Here is a 16,472-nt window from a genome sequence, read left to right as displayed (position 1 = left end):
TACGCGGTTGAAACGACTCCCTTGTCGCAGGATTTGTTTTTCTATATGAGTTCTGATAGGTGACACCTTAATCGGTCTATTGATCAGTCACTATTTCTTTGACCTTCAACACAAGTAAGCCACCATATATTTAATTATCATTTGAATGAAATCAAGTTCTTATCCTCAACAGCTTGAACTCTTTGACCTGCTCCGGGGCGTAGCTATTTTGGCTGTTTTCGGATATCACTGGCACATTCATACCGTAAACGATTACTTTCCCATCACTACTGATTTCATTTTTAATGAACCCATTACAATCCATAAACTTTATACTACTTTTTCACCCCTTGCTTTTGGGCATGTGGGCGTTCAGCTTTTTTTAGTGATTAGTGGCTTCCTTATACATTATTCCTATCTGAGAAAAGAAAAAGCATTTAATGGCAGAGATTTTTTTTCACGACGATTCTGGCGTATTTATCCTCCTTATCTTCTGATTCTATTATTTTTTGTTTTTAGAAGCTCCGATCAAATCCTGTATTACTTCAAGGCCCCTATTGGTAAACAAGCCTTTTTTACTCACTTGCTAATGGTTCATAATTTATCGGGAGATAGTCGAATTATTTTTGGTATTAATTCTTCCTTCTGGAGTCTTGCACTGGAAGTTCAGTTATATCTACTTTACCCTTTGTTTTTATACCTACGAAAGAAATGGTCGATTTCTACCCTCTGCTGGGTATTATTCGTTTGGCATTTAATCAGCATCTCTTTTTTAATTTACATTCAAAGCCAAAAATTAAGCGAAATTACTTTTGTAATTAATTCCTGGATTATTTGGGCCTGGGGTGCTTTAATTGCTGAAAATTATTATAATCATAAACGGACGTTTAACATATCAGATACGGGTATTTGTCTGTTTGTTGTCTTCTTTGTCGTTAGTAAGGTTTTCTTATTTCTATTCTCCTATTTATCTTTCTTAATGGCGGCTTTTATGTTCGCATTAATCATCGATCGGTTATTGTTTTCTTCTTATCAACTCAATAGGAAGAAGTACCAATGGATTGAAAAACCCATTGTTTATGTAGGGCTTTGCAGTTATAGCATTTATCTAATTCATCAGCCCATTATGGGGGATTTAATTGATCTCGTTAATCGATTAACCATCCATTCGTATTTAAAAACACCCCTTACCCTGATTATACCTTTTCTAATCACCTTTGCAATTTCTTACGTGTTATATCTCTTCATTGAACTTAAATCAATTCAGATTGGACATTACGTAAGCTCAAGAATGAAGAATAAATAAAAAGGGGCTAATCCAAAATTGGATTGCCCCTTTTTATTTATTGAATAGCTTCTACTATAAATCAGCAAAAGCTCCTTTGCTTTCTGCACGTTTACGCTCGTTTTCGTCGAGGTAAATTTTACGCATACGCATCGATTTTGGAGTAATCTCCAGGTATTCATCTTTCTGGATGTATTCCATTGAATCTTCCAGTGAGAAGTTAACCTTAGGAATGATCCGAACGCTGTCGTCAGAACCTGACGCACGCATGTTCGTTAATTTCTTGGCTTCCTGTAAGTTTACTACGATGTCGTTGTTACGGTTGTGCTCACCTACTACCATACCTTCGTAGATTTCCTCGCCCGCATCGATGAAGAAGCGACCGCGATCCTGAAGTTTATCGATGGTGTAAGCCGTAGCCGTTCCCGTTCCTTTTGAAATGATTGAACCGTTAATACGACCAGCAATGGGGCCTTTGAAAGGTTCGTACGACTTAAAGCGGTGCGTCATTACAGCTTCACCAAATGTAGCTGTTAACACATCCGAACGCAGACCAATCAGACCACGTGAAGGAATGTTGAATTCCAGGTGTTGCACGTCACCTTTAGGTTCCATAATCATCAGCTCACCCTTACGTTGGGTTGCTAATTCGATTACTTTACCAGCCGTTTCTTCAGGAACGTCTACTACCATTAACTCGATAGGCTCGTGACGAACGCCATCGATGTCTTTGTATAATACCTGGGGCTGACCTACCTGCAATTCATAACCTTCCCGACGCATCGTTTCAATCAGAACTGACAAGTGGAGGATTCCACGACCAAATACTAAGAAACGGTCTTCGCTATCGGTTGGTTGTACGCGTAAGGCCAGGTTTTTCTCGATCTCTTTGTACAGACGATCGCGTAAGTGACGAGACGTTACGAATTTACCTTCTTTACCGAAGAAAGGTGAGTTATTAATCGTGAAAAGCATACTCATCGTAGGCTCATCTACCGCGATACGATCCAGCGGCTGAGGATTGTCGTAATCAGTAACGGTATCACCAATTTCGAAATCTTCCAGACCTGTAATGGCACAGATATCACCGGCCCCTACTTCTGCTACTTTCGCACGGCCTAAACCTTCGAATACCTGAAGTTCTTTGATACGAACGCGTTTCACGCTTCCGTCTGCTTTACAAAGACCCATCGAAGCACCTTCTTTCAGCGTTCCCTGGAAAACACGACCGATGGCAATACGACCCGTGAATTGCGAGAAATCTAAAGAAGTAACCTGCATCTGAGGAATACCTTCGGGTTGAGGAGCAGGAGGAACGCTTTCGATGATCGCGTCTAACAGAGGACTGATGTCTTCCGTTTTATTGCGATAATCAGTGCTCATCCAGCCACCTTTACCTGAACCAAACAGGGTTGGGAAGTCTAATTGATCTTCCGTAGCACCCAGGTTGAACATCAGGTCAAATACGTTTTCCTGAACTTCTTCAGGACGGCAGTTTTCTTTATCTACCTTGTTCACAACCACAATTACCTTTAAGCCTAAAGAGATGGCTTTCGATAATACGAAACGGGTCTGAGGCATGGGACCTTCGAAAGCATCGACGAGCAAACATACGCCGTCGGCCATTTTCAGTACGCGTTCTACCTCACCCCCGAAGTCGGCGTGACCTGGAGTATCGATGATGTTGATTTTAACGTCTTTGTAACGAACTGATACGTTCTTTGAAAGAATCGTAATTCCGCGTTCGCGTTCCAGATCGTTGTTGTCGAGAATCAGGTCGTTGAATTCCTGGTTTTCCCGGAAAAGTTTGCTGTAGTGGATGATTTTATCCACCAATGTGGTTTTGCCGTGGTCAACGTGGGCAATAATGGCAATGTTACGGATGCTTTGCATCGGAGAAGAAAGTTTTCTGATGTCGTTGTTTCAATTATCCGCAGCGTGTACCATCGGTGCCATGCACCACCTGCCATTCCATTCTATGAATCACAGATCTTTAAGTTTACGGATAACCGTCAATGAAAATGCCCGCAAAATTAGAAATTTTCCGGCTTTAAATCACTATCTTCCTGAATAATAATTTATTAGAGAAAGTTCCCTCCCCTAAAATATTACTCCTTAAGTTCTATACAAACCTTTTTGAATCAAATTTTGTATGACTATTATATCCTTCATCTTATTTCCATCTCCATGAATTTTACCCCTTTAAAATATCGGTTTGTAGCCGCTAATGAGCAAGCCGCTCAGCGTTATACCCTTGTCCTGCTGCATGGTACGGGTGGCGATGAGAATGATCTCATTCATCTGGCGGAAGAGTTAACCGAAGGTCAAACCAACCTGCTGGGATTTCGCGGTAACGTTCTCGAAAATGGGTATACGACCCGCTTTTTCCGCCGCATGGGAACGGGCATTTTTGATCACGCCGACCTCCATTTCCGAACGGAAGAGCTGGTAAGCAGTTTGCAGGACATTGCTGGCAAACTGGGTTTTGATCAAAGTAAGTTAATCGCTCTGGGTTATTCCAATGGTGCTAACATTGGTGGGGCTATTCTTCAGAAGTACCCTACCTTACTAAGCGGAGCCGCTTTCTGGCGGCCTATGTTACCCTTGCCCGAAGAAAAACCACTGGAATCTAATAAAGCTCCGGTATTATTAACTTCTGGCAGTTCGGACCCTTATTACCAGCCCAAAGCCATGAAAGATTACGAACATCTGCTGGAAACGGCAGGTTTTCAGGTACAGCATGAGCTTATTCCAAGCAGTCATAACTTAACGCAGAAGGACTTGCAGTTAACGAAAGAATGGCTTAAAAAGCATTTTGACATTTAACAAAACAAGCGACGAAGTTTAGTCACCTTTTTTGTTCTACCCGCGGTACCCGCAGTCGCTCGGCTAGAGCCGAGCGACTGCGGAGGGTAGATGTATTTTTTCTATAATGTAGAGACGCGACTTTATGGCGTATGGGTAAAAGGCGGTTGTCGGTGCCTTTGTGGGATTATAAATCCCTTACAGATCGCTTTCGAATTGCAAATCCTAAAGAGCAATAATAAGCTTCTTCGTTCTCTAATAACCGTTAGGAATTAGCAAAAGAACCCTTCTAAAATGAGAAGAGCGACCCAGTTGGGTCACTCTTCTCGTTAATTCACAAACTTTACACCGCCGTAATTAGAGACAATCCGTACGTTACTCCCTCCTTTGCCCACTTTGCCTCTGTAGACTTTGGTGCTTTTAGGTACGTATCGCTGGCGGGTATCGTCGGTTCCGTCGTCCTTGACTTCAAAATTGATTGGTAAGGCGTTGGGATACCCAAAATTGGCGTAGGTTACCGTTACGTCGAAGTCCATATCCTGATTGTCACGGACGGGTAGACGAACGGTGGTATAATTACAACGAACGTCCAGATTCTTCACCGAATTCGTTAAAACGGGTAGCTGAAGATTATCAGAATAGTTAATATTCAACCGTCCCTGCTCTTTCAATTTACCAATTTTCCCCTTTGAATACTGAATCGTTGCATCCAGATCGGAGACTTCTTCCAGCATCAGCGAACCATAGTTAATAATCAATCGCAGACGATCTGCTTTATCCAGTTCCAGTTTCGAATATTGAATTCTCAAATTACCTTCATTCAACTGACGAATCACAGCTTTTCCATAATCCACCCGAATCTCATTATCGGTATTCATTAACCGATCTGCCACAAAATCACCGTACTGGGTATTAGCCCGTAAAGGAGCTGAAAAATCCGCCAGAGTAGCATTGGCAAAACGGCTTTGCAGATCCAGTGGCATGTACTTGGGCATATACACTACATAGCTGATTTTCACGCCCCGCGTCTTGCCATCGCTTTCGTTCGAACGTCCCCAGTTTCGCCAGTTCCAGTTATCACTTTTAGGTTCGTTATACCGGGTTTCCAGACGGATCTGGTTACTCGTGCGGGCTTCGTCAATGCCAATGGCTTCGATAAACCGTTGAGCTTCTTCGTCATCTTTACCATAACCAATGATGACAATCTCAGCCCGGACTTCGTTTTTATCCCAGATATTAATCTTTGTTTCACCGTGCTGATTCGAAACAAACAGGCGATCCCGCTGCGATACGCTGAAAGATTTAACGATACTGCGTTTACGTTCCGAAAGAGTTCCGGTCTGGTCAAAAGCCAGCAGGGGCAGTACCCAAAACAAGGCCAGGCCCACTCCGCTAAATAGTCTTCTCATGGCTAGGTTTGGATATTTTTTGAATAATTTGTAATTGACGATTCAGGATATCAAGCTGCATTTGTAAATTTTGGATCATAGCTTCTACGATTTCTTCCTGATTAGGGGTCTGGGATAATTCCGAACGCAAATTCTGATAATCAACTTCTAACCGTTGAATTTCACCCGCAAATTCTTTGTACAACTGAGGATTCGACCCTTCAATAGACTTAATTTCAGCCCGTTTGGTTTCGATCAGAGAAGCATAACGAAAGGCCATTTTACCTTCTTCTGGACTAACTTCTGCAATAATTGGGTCAGTATGGCTAGGTTTGATCGCGTAGTGACCCGCGAAAAATCCCAACCCCAGCAAGAAGATGATGCCCGCTGCGATGCCCCAGTTTTTGCCGGTAAATGCCTTACTCCAAATTGATTTCTGTTTTCCCAGTGGAATGATTTTCGTTTCCTCCTCCGCTGGAATTATGACTTCGGGTAGTCGCCGCTCAATCTCGGCCCACAGGCCCAGCGGCGGCTCGAAAGAATCAAAGTCCTCCCGATTATCCCGAATAAAACGTTCAATACGATCTTTTTTCATGGGTATTAATGGCTCTTGATTACTAACAATTTATCTTGAAATAATAACTGGACAAGCATCCAGCTTATTCCGTTAATAACTCTACTAATTTGCGTTTGGCCCGCATATACTGCGTCCGCGAGGTTGATTCCGAGATATTCAATATGTTGGCAATCTCTTCGTGGTCATACCCTTCCAGCAGGTATAAACTCAGAACCGTTCTGAAACCATCGGGTAATTGCTGAATGCCCAAACGTACGCGTTCTATCTCCCAATCGGTTTCCTCCTGCGGAATACTTACTTCTTCGCCCACCGAGTCGGCTTCTTCCACATCAACCCATTCCAGCTTACGTTGGCGTAGCTGATTGATGGCTCGGTTAACGACGATCTGTTTCAGCCAGGCCCCGAAGGTGCTGGTTTGCCGGAAGTCATGAATTTTCTGGAACGCGTCCAGAAAGGCTTCCTGCAAGACATCTTCGGCCTCGCCCATGTGATTCAGGATTCGCATGCACACGTTGAACATCGACTTCGAGTACAGCCGATACAGCTCGTACTGAGCCTTACGGTCACCCCGTTTACAGGCTTCAACAAGTGAATAATGCCGATCTATGTACAAAGTCTGCTCCAAATGATTTCAAAAAGACAGGTAGGTTCCGGGTTTTATAGAAATTGATTCAATTACCCCTCTATCCTATCATTTCTCTCTTCTTCAGCCCTTTACACAAAATGATTTGCTCTGCTTTATTGAATCAATTTCGAGGGAAAGACAAGCTCTTCTTCTGAAATGTTGCATGTAACTTTTATAATTTTTCCATTTTCACAGATGGACTATCGTACTTTTAACCAGCACAGTTAATTCGAGTCAAATCGTACCTATACCTAACAAACTGGTAACCAGTGTATTTACATATATTCTTTTGCTGCTTAAAGAATATATACTTCTTTAAAATTTTTAGCTTAAAAATTGGCCTTGACTATTTTGATATGAAACCAGCCACCTATTGGATTGAGAAATACCAGATGCAAGCACACCCCGAAGGGGGTTATTTTGCAGAAACGTACCGTTCGACGGAAACCATTGACCAAAGTGCCTTGCCCGGTCGTTTTACGGGCGACCGTCATTTAAGTACAGCCATTTATTTTTTACTAGAAAGTCATCATTTCTCCGCTCTGCACCGCATTCAGTCCGATGAAGTCTGGCACTTTTACGCGGGTGATCCACTGGAAGTTTTCGTATTTGATACCGATGGTCATCTGGAAATCATTCGTCTCGGTTCGGATCCTGACAAAGGCGAAGTGTTTCAGGCCGTTGTTCCGGCGGGGTATTGGTTTGCTTCACGTCCGGCGGCAGGAACGACGTATGCACTGGTAGGCTGTACAGTCGCTCCCGGGTTCGACTTTGCCGATTTTGAGTTATCCACTCATCAAACCGTTATTTCGACGAATCCTGCGTATCAAACACTCATTCAAGAACTTACGCATTCATAATCGGGACTATGCCCATTGTAACCAAACTGAATCACCCCTTCATTTATCTTCTCCGCTGGCTAGGGTTAAGTGCTCTCGTTGGAACACTAGTGGGTTCAGCTTCTGCCTTTTTTCTGGTTTCGCTCGATGCCATAACGCAGTATCGGGAAAGTCATTTATGGATCATTGCTTTACTACCACTGGGTGGTTTTCTCGTCGGGGCCATTTATCATTACTGGGGAGAAAGCGTCGTGAAGGGTAATAACCAGCTCATTGAAGAATGGCAGAATCCCACGAAAATCATTCCCTTTAAAATGGCTCCACTGGTGTTAATAACCACCTTGTTGACCCATGTATTTGGCGGATCGGCAGGGCGGGAAGGTACGGCTGTACAGATGGGAGGGGCCATTGCCGATCAGTTCACCAAACTTTTTAAGTTATCGAACATTGATCGAAAAACGCTGTTAGTGACGGGTATTAGTGCAGGTTTCGCCTCCGTTTTTGGCACTCCGCTGGCCGGCACCGTCTTTGCTCTGGAAGTTTTCATCATTGGACAATTAGGTTACGAAGCTCTCATTCCCAGTTTATTAGCTGCCTTATTTGCCGATCAAACCTGCCATTGGTGGGGCGTTGGGCATACGCATTATGCCATTAATCTGGTTCCGGCTTTTAGTGTCAGCTTATTTATAAAGATTGCCTTAGCCAGCATGGCCTTTGGGCTAATTAGCAGGCTTTTCGCGGAGTTAACTCATTTCTGGGCCAGACAAGTAAAAACCTACATTAGCTTCCCTCCTTTTCGTCCCATGCTTGGCGGCATTTTTATCGCTTTGGCCATCTGGCTTTCGGGTACAACGAAATACATCGGACTCGGCATCCCTACCATCGTGTCTTCCTTTCATGATCCTCTGCCCTGGTACGACTGGATTATGAAAACGCTTTCCACGACGTTTACGCTGGGCGTTGGCTTTAAGGGTGGCGAAGTAACGCCTCTATTTTTTATTGGAGCAACGTTTGGGAATGCTGCCGCTCAGCTTCTTCAGTTACCTGTGGGGTTAATGGCCGGAATTGGTTTTGTAGCTGTTTTCGCTGGAGCATCTAATACCCCGCTAGCCAGCACGATCATGGGTATTGAGCTTTTCGGAACAGAGAGTGCCCCTTACCTGGCTCTTGCCTGTTTCATTGCTTATCTTTTTTCGGGTAACGCCGGGATTTATCGCTCGCAGAAAATCGGTAGTGGGAAGTTTTAGTTATTAGCTTTAAGTAAACTTTCGGGAAGTTAGTACATCCTGAAAAAACCGTAAACTATTTACTTTTGCGTGATTACCTGAACCGCATAATGCTGATGAATTGCTATGAAATACCTTTTCTTATTGCTCTTATTAGGTTTTGCGGCCCGTACGAATGCTCAGAATATGCTTCAGCAACTTTTTGATTCTCACGAAACTTTTAAAGAAAAAGCCTTAACCGAACGCCGGTTTACCCATAAAGACATCATCCCTTTGCTGAATGCGGCGAAAGCTAGCTTTGAAGTAAAACAGGTAGGTACTTCCACCGAAGGCCGTAGTCTGCATATGGTTAAGATCGGCACGGGACCAACGAATGTGTTACTTTGGTCACAAATGCACGGAGATGAGGCTACAGCCACCATGGCCATTTTTGATCTCTTCCGGTTTTTCTCTGCCTCTAACGATGCTTTCGACGATTTACGTAAAGAAATTCTGGAGAAAACGACCTTATACTTCGTGCCCATGCTGAATCCTGACGGAGCGGAAGCCTGGACTCGGAGAACCGCTTTAGGGATAGACATGAATCGTGATGCCTTACGTTTACAAACCCCAGAAGGCCAGCTACTCAAGTCGCTTCAGCAAAGCATTCAGCCGACGTTTGCCTTTAATCTGCACGATCAGGAACCCCGGTATTCGGCGGGTAAGACGAAAAATCTGGCTACGATTTCTTTTCTGGCTACGGCCTATAATGAAGCCCGGGAAGTCAATGACGTACGGAAACGTTCCATGCAGTTAATCGTTTCGCTGAACCGAAATTTACAGCAGTTCATTCCTAATCAGGTTGGACGTTTTTCGGACGAATTTGAACCTCGTGCTTTCGGAGATAATATTCAGAAATGGGGTAGTTCGCTCGTTTTAATCGAGTCGGGTGGTTATGCGAATGATCCTGAAAAACAGAAAATTCGCCGACTGAACTATGTAGCGTTATTGAGTGGTTTGCACACCATCGCTTCTGAAAGTTATGCCAAAGAAGCCATTGAAGACTACGAAACCATTCCTGAAAACGGACGTTCGCTGTTTGACCTGATCATTCGAAACGTGACGGTTATTAAAAACAATAAACCCATTCTAATGGATATTGCTATTAATCGTCGGGAACTAGCGGTTTTTAATCGGCCTGAAAAATGGTACGTTCGCGGAACGGTGGAAGAACTCGGCGACTGCTCCGTTTTTTTCGGTACCCAGGAAATCGACGCGACGGGTTTACGCCTGGAAACGGACGTAAAAATGGGCAGTAAAGCCGATTTTATTCTAAAATCATCCAAAGGAGTCGTCACCTATAAAATTGAAAATGGATGGGTTAAATAGGGGCCGAATTTGGTCGTTCGCCACTGGCACCTCTATTTTGCAGTATTCCGTATAAAGCCAACCGCTGTTTATGTTTCAAAGTGCAGATCAATATCAATTTCTGGAAAGTGTATTACTCGAAACGCTGGGCTTTCAGCCCGAAGTTCGGGAGTTCCAGTTCATCTATGGCGGTAATTTCAACCTCGCGGCCAAAGTACTAACGGCTGAAGGTTCTTTTTTTATTAAATGGAATCAGGGCGATCATGAAGGCATGTTCGAAAGCGAAGCCCGGAGTCTGAATCGCCTGCGGCAAACGGATGTCCTGACCATTCCCGCCGTGCACGGATACGGTCAGCGAAGTGATGGTTCTTACCTGATGATGGATTTTCTGGAATCGAGTCCGCAACTTTCGAACTACTGGACGGACTTTGGCCAGAAGCTGGCTCAGCTTCATCGGGTAACTACTGAAAAGCACGGGCTGGAATTCAATAATTACATCGGAGCTCTGCCTCAGCAAAATGAGTGGATGGATTCGGGAATTGACTTTTTCGTAGAAAACCGACTGAAAGTACAAGCCGGGCGGGCCTTATATGAAGGTAAGCTTTCGAATAAGTTGTACGATCAGTTTCTGAAGTTTTGTGAGAAGTTACCCAATCTTATTCCCAACGAAAAGCCAGCTTTATTACACGGCGATCTCTGGAGTGGTAACGTCATGACGGGTGCCGATGGAGCTGTAGCCCTGGTTGATCCAGCTACCTACTTTGGATTGAGGGAAGCTGAAATTGCCTTTACCACCATGTTTGGCGGTTTTGATACCAGTTTCTACACGAGTTATTACGAAGCCTTTCCGGTTGAACCCGGCTTTAACGACCGTATTCCTTTGTATAATTTATATCCTCTACTTGTTCATGTAAACCTCTTTGCCGGAGGTTACTTAACAGCCGTTGAACGGATTTTGCGAAAGTATTAAGAGCCAAGTTTTCCATTGGCAGCACAACCCAATGGGCAAGTTATTGCTGCCAGCAAAAAGGCTGGCAGCGGTACTCCCTAATATGGGTGGAGTCAATGATTTTCTTTACTACATTGACCTCTAGCAAAAAACCGTTTTTCAAACGAAAACCCTAAGCCCTACCGCTGCCAGCGGAAAAGCTGGCAGCACAACCCAATGGGCAAGCTATTGCTGCCAGCAAAAAGACTGGCAGCGGTACTCCCTAATACAGCTGGTCAAACGATTCGCTTAACCTTATTCATATCATAAACCAAACCTGTTTCCCAAGTAAAACTTAAAACCTACCACTGGCAGCAAAACCCCTTCCTTTCCAGTAATAGAAAAGCTGGCATAGACAGATCATAAATCCCTTTATTCAAAAAACAAGGCTGACCAAATCAATTGGTCAGCCTTGTTTTTTAGAATTATAGCTGATATTTAGTTACTCGCTGATAATACCTCAGCCAGTTTATCGCCCAGAGCCTTACCGCGAATATTCTTAGCGATAATTTTACCCTGAGGATCTAAGAGATAGTTCTGAGGGATGGCCTGAATACCATATAATTTTGCCGCTTCATTGTTCCAGAACTGAAGATCCGACACGTGCGTCCAGGTTAGGTTATCTTTATGGATGGCCTTCAGCCAGGCTTCTTTCGCTCCAGGCTGATCCAGTGAAACACCGAGAACGGTGAAGTTTTTATCTTTATACTTCTGGAAATTTTCTACCACATTCGGATTCTCGCGACGGCAGGGACCGCACCAGCTTGCCCAGAAGTCCAGTAATACATACTTCCCTTTAAAATCAGCCAGAGAAATCAGACGGCCTGTCGTATCTGCCTGCGTAAAAGCCGGAGCTACGGCACCAATCGCCGTCGCCTTCATAGTTTCCAGCTTTTTGGCGTAAGCCTTACCCGCTTCCGTATTTTTTACTTCGGGAGCAAGTGTTCTGAATAAAGGTTCTACGTCTGCATATTCAGGCACGGAACCGCCCACATCCTGCAACGCGTCCAGACTAACTATACTTTTCGGATTCGCTTTAATAAATTGAGCGTTAACTGCTTTCTGCTCTTCCTGAATGGCTTCGTAACGCTTATCAATCGCTTCTTCAAACTCCTTTGACTGGCGTTGTTCTGGCGTCGCTTTCTGATAATCAGCCATCAATGCAGCCATTTTCTCACTCGAAGCCTTCAAAGATGCTTTCAGTTTTTCGTTTTCGGTATTAACCGCCGGGCCTTTCACGCTCGCATGCACCGCCGAATCAGGACTTTGCACATTAATCGTTCCAGGTTCCAGGTATAAGTACACAATATGATCCCGACCCACTTGACGCAGGCCTTTGTTTTTCGCATCCACGAAAAGCATAGCTTTCTGAGGATTTGCCACCGAACCCTTAAATTCAAAGACTCCATTTTTAATCACGGCTGTATCCAACTGCGATTTGGAATCCTTCACATAACGTAAATAAGCCTTGGCAGGAGCATTCAGTTGTCCCATTTTGCCTTTTAGCGTATAAGCACCACTTTGAGCCCAGCTCAAAGCGGGCAGGCACAGCAGGGCCATTATGACCGTTTTTTTCATCATAAGTTAAGTTTATCGATGATTTTCAAAATCACTTTGAATTGGTGAGGTAAATATAGGCATTTCGCTAGGGTATGATTCATTTCTGAGATAAAACCCTTTGCTTGTCATGCTTTTATAAAATTGAATTTGGTGTATTTGGCAAATATCAAAACTTTATAAATCATTATCACAGGGATTTTTGCCTCGTTCATCGTCACTCTTTTATAACCTGATGCTTTTCTATTTTTTCTATGAAATTTTTATATATCTGGTTAAGCTTCAGTTGTTTTTCGGCCTGGGCTCAGCAAAAATCGCCTGTACAATACGTCAATCCGCTGATTGGCTCGGCTCCCAGCACTACCCTTTCCGCCCAGCGACACAGCGAGGCCGGAAGCGAATTGAAAGGGCAGATCTCTCCCGCCATCGGTCATCCTCACGGTATGACTAGCTGGACGCCTCAAACCCGTCGCACCGAAACTAAATGTATCGCTCCCTATTACTATACCGATACTAAAATCAATGGTTTTCGTGGCTCGCACTGGCTTAATGGCTCTTGTGTGCAGGATTACGGTACGGTAACCCTGATGCCTTTTTCGGGCCAAGCTACCACACGGCCTGAATCCAGTTATTCTCATAATCATGAAATCGTTACTCCTTCGTTTTACTCCATCAACTTACCTGATTATCAAATCCAGACGGAGATAACGGCAACGCCACGGGCTGGAATTCTTCGATTCAAGTTTCAGAATGAAGATACCCACTTCGTTTTGATCGAACCGAATAGTGACGAAGGGGAAGGATTTATTGAAATTCACCCCGAACGTCGGGAAATTGTAGGCTACAACCCCGTTCATCGCATTTATCAGGGCTGGGGTGAATCGGCGGGCTTCAGGGGTTACTTCGTCATTCAGTTTGATACCGATTTTGAAGCTTTTGGCACCTGGCAGAATACGGTCATTCAAATGAACCAAACGAAAGTAAAAGCCCACCTCAAAGAAGAAGCGGTCGGTGCTCTGATTCAGTTTGCGTCTCACGCTCCAACGCAGGTAACCGCCCGCGTTGGAACTTCTTTCACCGACCTGGAAGGAGCGTATCGAAATCTGAAGGCTGAAATTCCCGACTGGAATTTCAAAAAAGTACAGGAATCTTCCGAAGAAGCCTGGAATCGGGAATTAGGGAAAGTACAGTTGAAAGGAAAAGAGGAAAATAAAAGTCTTTTTTACACCGCCCTATATCACACGAAAATTACGCCCCGCCTCTACTCGGACGTGGACGGACGTTACCCCGGCTTTGCGGACGACTCGACCATTCATACAGCCAAAGGATTCGATTACTACTGCGATTTTAGCATGTGGGATACCTTCCGGGCGGGCTTACCCTTGCACGTATTACTTGAGCCCAAACGCTCGGCAGACTTGATGCAGTCGTTCACGCATATGGCGGAACAAGGCGGCTGGATGCCCATTTTCCCCTGTTGGAACCATTACACTGCCGCCATGACCGGCGATCACGTTACCTCCGCCATTGCTGATGCTTACGTAAAAGGGATTCGAGATTTTGACGTTCAAAAGGCTTATAGCTATCTGAGAAAGAATGCTTTTGAAGTCAATCGGGATGTGAAGAGTTATGAGTCAGGGAAGGGCCGCCGGGGCATGGAAAGTTATCTGAAATACAACTATATTCCGCTGGAAGATTCCGTTTGGCAGGCCTTCCACAAGCGTGAGCAAACCTCCCGCACACTAGAGTACGCTTATGATGATTTTTGCCTGGCACAACTAGCTAAAGCTTTGCATAAAACCGAAGATTATCAGGCATTAATGAAACGAGCTCTGAATTATCAGAACGTAATTGATCCGAAAACGGGCTGGGCTCGCGGTCGTTATGCCGATGGTCGCTGGAGTGAAAACTTTGATCCTTTCGCTATTCGGGTGAGTTTCATTACTGAAGGGTCCCCCGCTCAGTATACCTGGTTTGTACCGCAGGATGTGCACGGATTGCTCAAACAAATCGGCGGTCGGGAACGATTCGTCGCCAAACTTGATAGCATGTTTGAAAAGGGTTATTACTGGCACGGGAACGAACCGGGTAACCACACCGCCTACCTCTACGCGTGGGCAGGAGAGCCGTACAAAACTCAAAAATGGGTACGCCAACTGATAAGTGAAGAATACGGACGCGGCCCCGGCGGATTATCAGGAAACGAAGATGGGGGACAAATGTCGGCTTGGCTGGCTTTTAGCATGCTAGGCTTTTACCCCGCCAGTCCCGGTCGCCCGGAATACGTAATCGGTAGTCCGAGCTTTACGGAAGCTTCGATTGATGTAGGCAAAGGCAAAAATTTTACGGTAAAAGCGATAGGTAACTCAACGAAGAACATATACATCCAGTCGGCGAAACTGAACGGTAAGCCTTTTAATAAGACCTTTCTAACGCACGATCAATTACTTGCTGGCGGCACATTAGAGTTAGTCATGGGAGCTTCGCCCAACAAAAGCTGGGGAAGCTCGGCTGAGAACCGACCCAGCTCTATTACCTCTAATTAATACTAACTTCAAATCCGTCAAGAGATGCCACGAATGGCATAAGCGACGTAGAATTTTCTGACGATCTGACTTAAGGCTTTAATCGTTGGTAAGTCCGAAGCTTCCGAAACATCCACCACACCCCGATCTTTGGTTAAAATGCGGATGGGTTGACGGCTGGACAAATAGGCTGAATTAGTCGTTTCTCCCTGCACTACTAAATAGGGTAACTCCTCTTCAGTAACTCCGGGCAGAGCTAACACCCGTTTTCGAAAATCTTCCATCACTTCCTCCGAAGGAGCCGAATCAAAAAAGCGAATTTTGTAAAGTTTACGATCCAGTAACATCGTTGATAAATGGGACAACAAACGATCGGCGTGAACCGTCCATTGCTTAATACAGGCCCAGATGTCGTAATCGTCCAGTCGGGTAAAGGCCTTGATGTATTGCGGATGCGTTTGAAAGTCCTGCAAGCTGGGTTCGTTATATAAAAACGTCTCTAAAGCAGGCGTCGCATAAACCGTTTGACCTTCATGGACCAACTCACGAGCCCGACGAATGAGCTGAATCAACATCGTTTCTGCACAAATGGACGTTTTGTGCAGGTAAACCTGCCAGTACATCAGTCGACGAGCCGTCAGGAAATTTTCAATGGAATAGACCCCTTTTTGCTCTACAACCAACTGGTTATCCACTACATCAAGCAGCTTTACAATGCGTTCTGAGCCAATACTTCCTTCTGTTACTCCGGTAAAAAAGCAATCACGATTGAGGTAGTCCAGTCGGTCAATATCCAACTGACTGGAAATGAGGTCATAAAAAAAGCGACGTTCGTACTGACCCGAAAACATTCGAATCGCCAGGTCAAGAGCCCCGTTGAATTCCTGATTTAGTTCATTCATCAACAATAGTGAAATTCGCTCGTGCGAGACATGATGCAATAACGTATGTTCCAGCACGTGCGAAAACGGCCCATGACCAATGTCATGCAAAAGGATCGCGATTTGAACCGCTTCGCATTCCTGATCCGAAATCAGATGACCTTTACTTTTAAGTGTGCTAATCGCTTCACCCATCAGGTGCATGGCTCCCAGAGCGTGGTGAAAGCGGGTATGAAGAGCTCCGGGGTAGACTAATTCAGCCATTCCCAATTGTTTGATTCGCCGAAGGCGTTGAAAGTAAGGATGTTCAATCAGGTCGAAGATCAAATGACCAGGAATGGTAATGAAGCCATAGACCGGATCGTTAAGTACTTTTTTCTTATTCATAATGAGGGGCTGCCGCCTCGATAAAACGAAAGTAGGAACGCATAAAAATACGTTCCTACTCAT

The 16,472-nt window shown here is 44.6% G+C and carries 13 protein-coding genes; 7 read left to right on the top strand and 6 right to left on the bottom strand.

Features of this window, described 5'->3' with window-relative positions; translation table 11 throughout:
- Positions 1 to 145: 145 nt before the first annotated feature.
- Positions 146 to 1,285, top strand: a complete 1,140-nt coding sequence (locus QE357_RS03670; RefSeq protein ID WP_309705919.1) for an acyltransferase — start codon at positions 146 to 148, stop codon at positions 1,283 to 1,285.
- A 54-nt stretch (positions 1,286 to 1,339) separates the two neighbouring features.
- Here QE357_RS03670 and typA read toward each other — a convergent pair whose 3' ends face one another.
- A complete protein-coding gene (typA, locus tag QE357_RS03665) occupies positions 1,340 to 3,157 on the bottom strand; it encodes a translational GTPase TypA (RefSeq protein ID WP_106636873.1) in 1,818 nt (605 codons plus the stop codon).
- A gap of 294 nt (positions 3,158 to 3,451) precedes the next feature.
- On the opposite strand from typA, the gene QE357_RS03660 reads away from it, so the two are divergent.
- A complete protein-coding gene (locus QE357_RS03660) occupies positions 3,452 to 4,090 on the top strand; it encodes an alpha/beta hydrolase (protein WP_157830336.1) in 639 nt (212 codons plus the stop codon).
- 308 nt (positions 4,091 to 4,398) lie between these two features.
- On the opposite strand, the gene QE357_RS03655 is transcribed toward QE357_RS03660, so the two are convergent.
- The 3 genes from QE357_RS03655 to QE357_RS03645 form a co-directional block, all read right to left on the bottom strand.
- Positions 4,399 to 5,478, bottom strand: a complete 1,080-nt coding sequence (locus QE357_RS03655) for a hypothetical protein (RefSeq protein ID WP_309705916.1) — start codon at positions 5,476 to 5,478, stop codon at positions 4,399 to 4,401.
- On the bottom strand, positions 5,462 to 6,052 hold the full coding sequence (locus QE357_RS03650; protein ID WP_307142042.1) for a hypothetical protein: 591 nt from the start codon (positions 6,050 to 6,052) through the stop codon (positions 5,462 to 5,464). The genes QE357_RS03655 and QE357_RS03650 overlap by 17 nt, the downstream gene beginning before the upstream one ends.
- 64 nt (positions 6,053 to 6,116) lie before the next feature.
- Positions 6,117 to 6,659 (bottom strand): RNA polymerase sigma factor, encoded by a 543-nt coding sequence (locus QE357_RS03645; protein ID WP_106636868.1) that lies wholly within the window; start codon positions 6,657 to 6,659, stop codon positions 6,117 to 6,119.
- Between the two features lie 356 nt (positions 6,660 to 7,015).
- Here QE357_RS03645 and QE357_RS03640 point away from each other — a divergent pair, with 356 nt between their 5' ends.
- The 4 genes from QE357_RS03640 to QE357_RS03625 all read left to right on the top strand — a co-directional run bounded on the left by QE357_RS03640 (position 7,016) and on the right by QE357_RS03625 (position 11,041).
- Entirely contained in the window at positions 7,016 to 7,519 is a 504-nt protein-coding gene (locus tag QE357_RS03640; RefSeq protein ID WP_309705911.1) for a cupin domain-containing protein, read from the top strand.
- 8 nt (positions 7,520 to 7,527) lie between these two features.
- Positions 7,528 to 8,745, top strand: coding sequence for a voltage-gated chloride channel family protein (locus tag QE357_RS03635; RefSeq protein WP_309705908.1), 1,218 nt, complete (start codon positions 7,528 to 7,530; stop codon positions 8,743 to 8,745).
- A gap of 105 nt (positions 8,746 to 8,850) precedes the next feature.
- Positions 8,851 to 10,092 (top strand): M14 family zinc carboxypeptidase, encoded by a 1,242-nt coding sequence (locus tag QE357_RS03630; RefSeq protein ID WP_309705906.1) that lies wholly within the window; start codon positions 8,851 to 8,853, stop codon positions 10,090 to 10,092.
- Between the two features lie 70 nt (positions 10,093 to 10,162).
- Positions 10,163 to 11,041, top strand: a complete 879-nt coding sequence (locus QE357_RS03625) for a fructosamine kinase family protein (protein ID WP_307142047.1) — start codon at positions 10,163 to 10,165, stop codon at positions 11,039 to 11,041.
- A 456-nt stretch (positions 11,042 to 11,497) separates the two neighbouring features.
- Here QE357_RS03625 and QE357_RS03620 read toward each other — a convergent pair whose 3' ends face one another.
- Positions 11,498 to 12,640: a TlpA disulfide reductase family protein gene (locus QE357_RS03620; RefSeq protein ID WP_309705903.1), complete on the bottom strand. Its 1,143-nt coding sequence runs from the start codon at positions 12,638 to 12,640 to the stop codon at positions 11,498 to 11,500.
- A gap of 230 nt (positions 12,641 to 12,870) precedes the next feature.
- On the opposite strand from QE357_RS03620, the gene QE357_RS03615 reads away from it, so the two are divergent.
- A complete protein-coding gene (locus tag QE357_RS03615) occupies positions 12,871 to 15,162 on the top strand; it encodes a GH92 family glycosyl hydrolase (protein WP_309705901.1) in 2,292 nt (763 codons plus the stop codon).
- 17 nt (positions 15,163 to 15,179) lie between these two features.
- On the opposite strand, the gene QE357_RS03610 is transcribed toward QE357_RS03615, so the two are convergent.
- On the bottom strand, positions 15,180 to 16,409 hold the full coding sequence (locus QE357_RS03610; protein WP_106636862.1) for an HD domain-containing protein: 1,230 nt from the start codon (positions 16,407 to 16,409) through the stop codon (positions 15,180 to 15,182).
- Positions 16,410 to 16,472: the final 63 nt, after the last annotated feature.

It is taken from the genome of Siphonobacter sp. SORGH_AS_0500, from assembly GCF_031453245.1.
Taxonomy (GTDB): Bacteria; Bacteroidota; Bacteroidia; order Cytophagales; family Spirosomataceae; genus Siphonobacter.
This window is presented reverse-complemented; position numbering and strand designations above follow the sequence as displayed.

Bases quoted from the DNA above. Each gene is read 5' to 3' on its own strand.
- QE357_RS03670 (WP_309705919.1), top strand. From the start codon at position 146: ATGAAATCAAGTTCTTATCCTCAACAGCTTGAACTCTTTGACCTGCTC.
- typA (WP_106636873.1), bottom strand. From the start codon at position 3,157: ATGCAAAGCATCCGTAACATTGCCATTATTGCCCACGTTGACCACGGC.
- QE357_RS03660 (WP_157830336.1), top strand. From the start codon at position 3,452: ATGAATTTTACCCCTTTAAAATATCGGTTTGTAGCCGCTAATGAGCAA.
- QE357_RS03655 (WP_309705916.1), bottom strand. From the start codon at position 5,478: ATGAGAAGACTATTTAGCGGAGTGGGCCTGGCCTTGTTTTGGGTACTG.
- QE357_RS03650 (WP_307142042.1), bottom strand. From the start codon at position 6,052: ATGAAAAAAGATCGTATTGAACGTTTTATTCGGGATAATCGGGAGGAC.
- QE357_RS03640 (WP_309705911.1), top strand. From the start codon at position 7,016: ATGAAACCAGCCACCTATTGGATTGAGAAATACCAGATGCAAGCACAC.
- QE357_RS03635 (WP_309705908.1), top strand. From the start codon at position 7,528: ATGCCCATTGTAACCAAACTGAATCACCCCTTCATTTATCTTCTCCGC.
- QE357_RS03630 (WP_309705906.1), top strand. From the start codon at position 8,851: ATGAAATACCTTTTCTTATTGCTCTTATTAGGTTTTGCGGCCCGTACG.
- QE357_RS03625 (WP_307142047.1), top strand. From the start codon at position 10,163: ATGTTTCAAAGTGCAGATCAATATCAATTTCTGGAAAGTGTATTACTC.
- QE357_RS03620 (WP_309705903.1), bottom strand. From the start codon at position 12,640: ATGATGAAAAAAACGGTCATAATGGCCCTGCTGTGCCTGCCCGCTTTG.
- QE357_RS03615 (WP_309705901.1), top strand. From the start codon at position 12,871: ATGAAATTTTTATATATCTGGTTAAGCTTCAGTTGTTTTTCGGCCTGG.
- QE357_RS03610 (WP_106636862.1), bottom strand. From the start codon at position 16,409: ATGAATAAGAAAAAAGTACTTAACGATCCGGTCTATGGCTTCATTACC.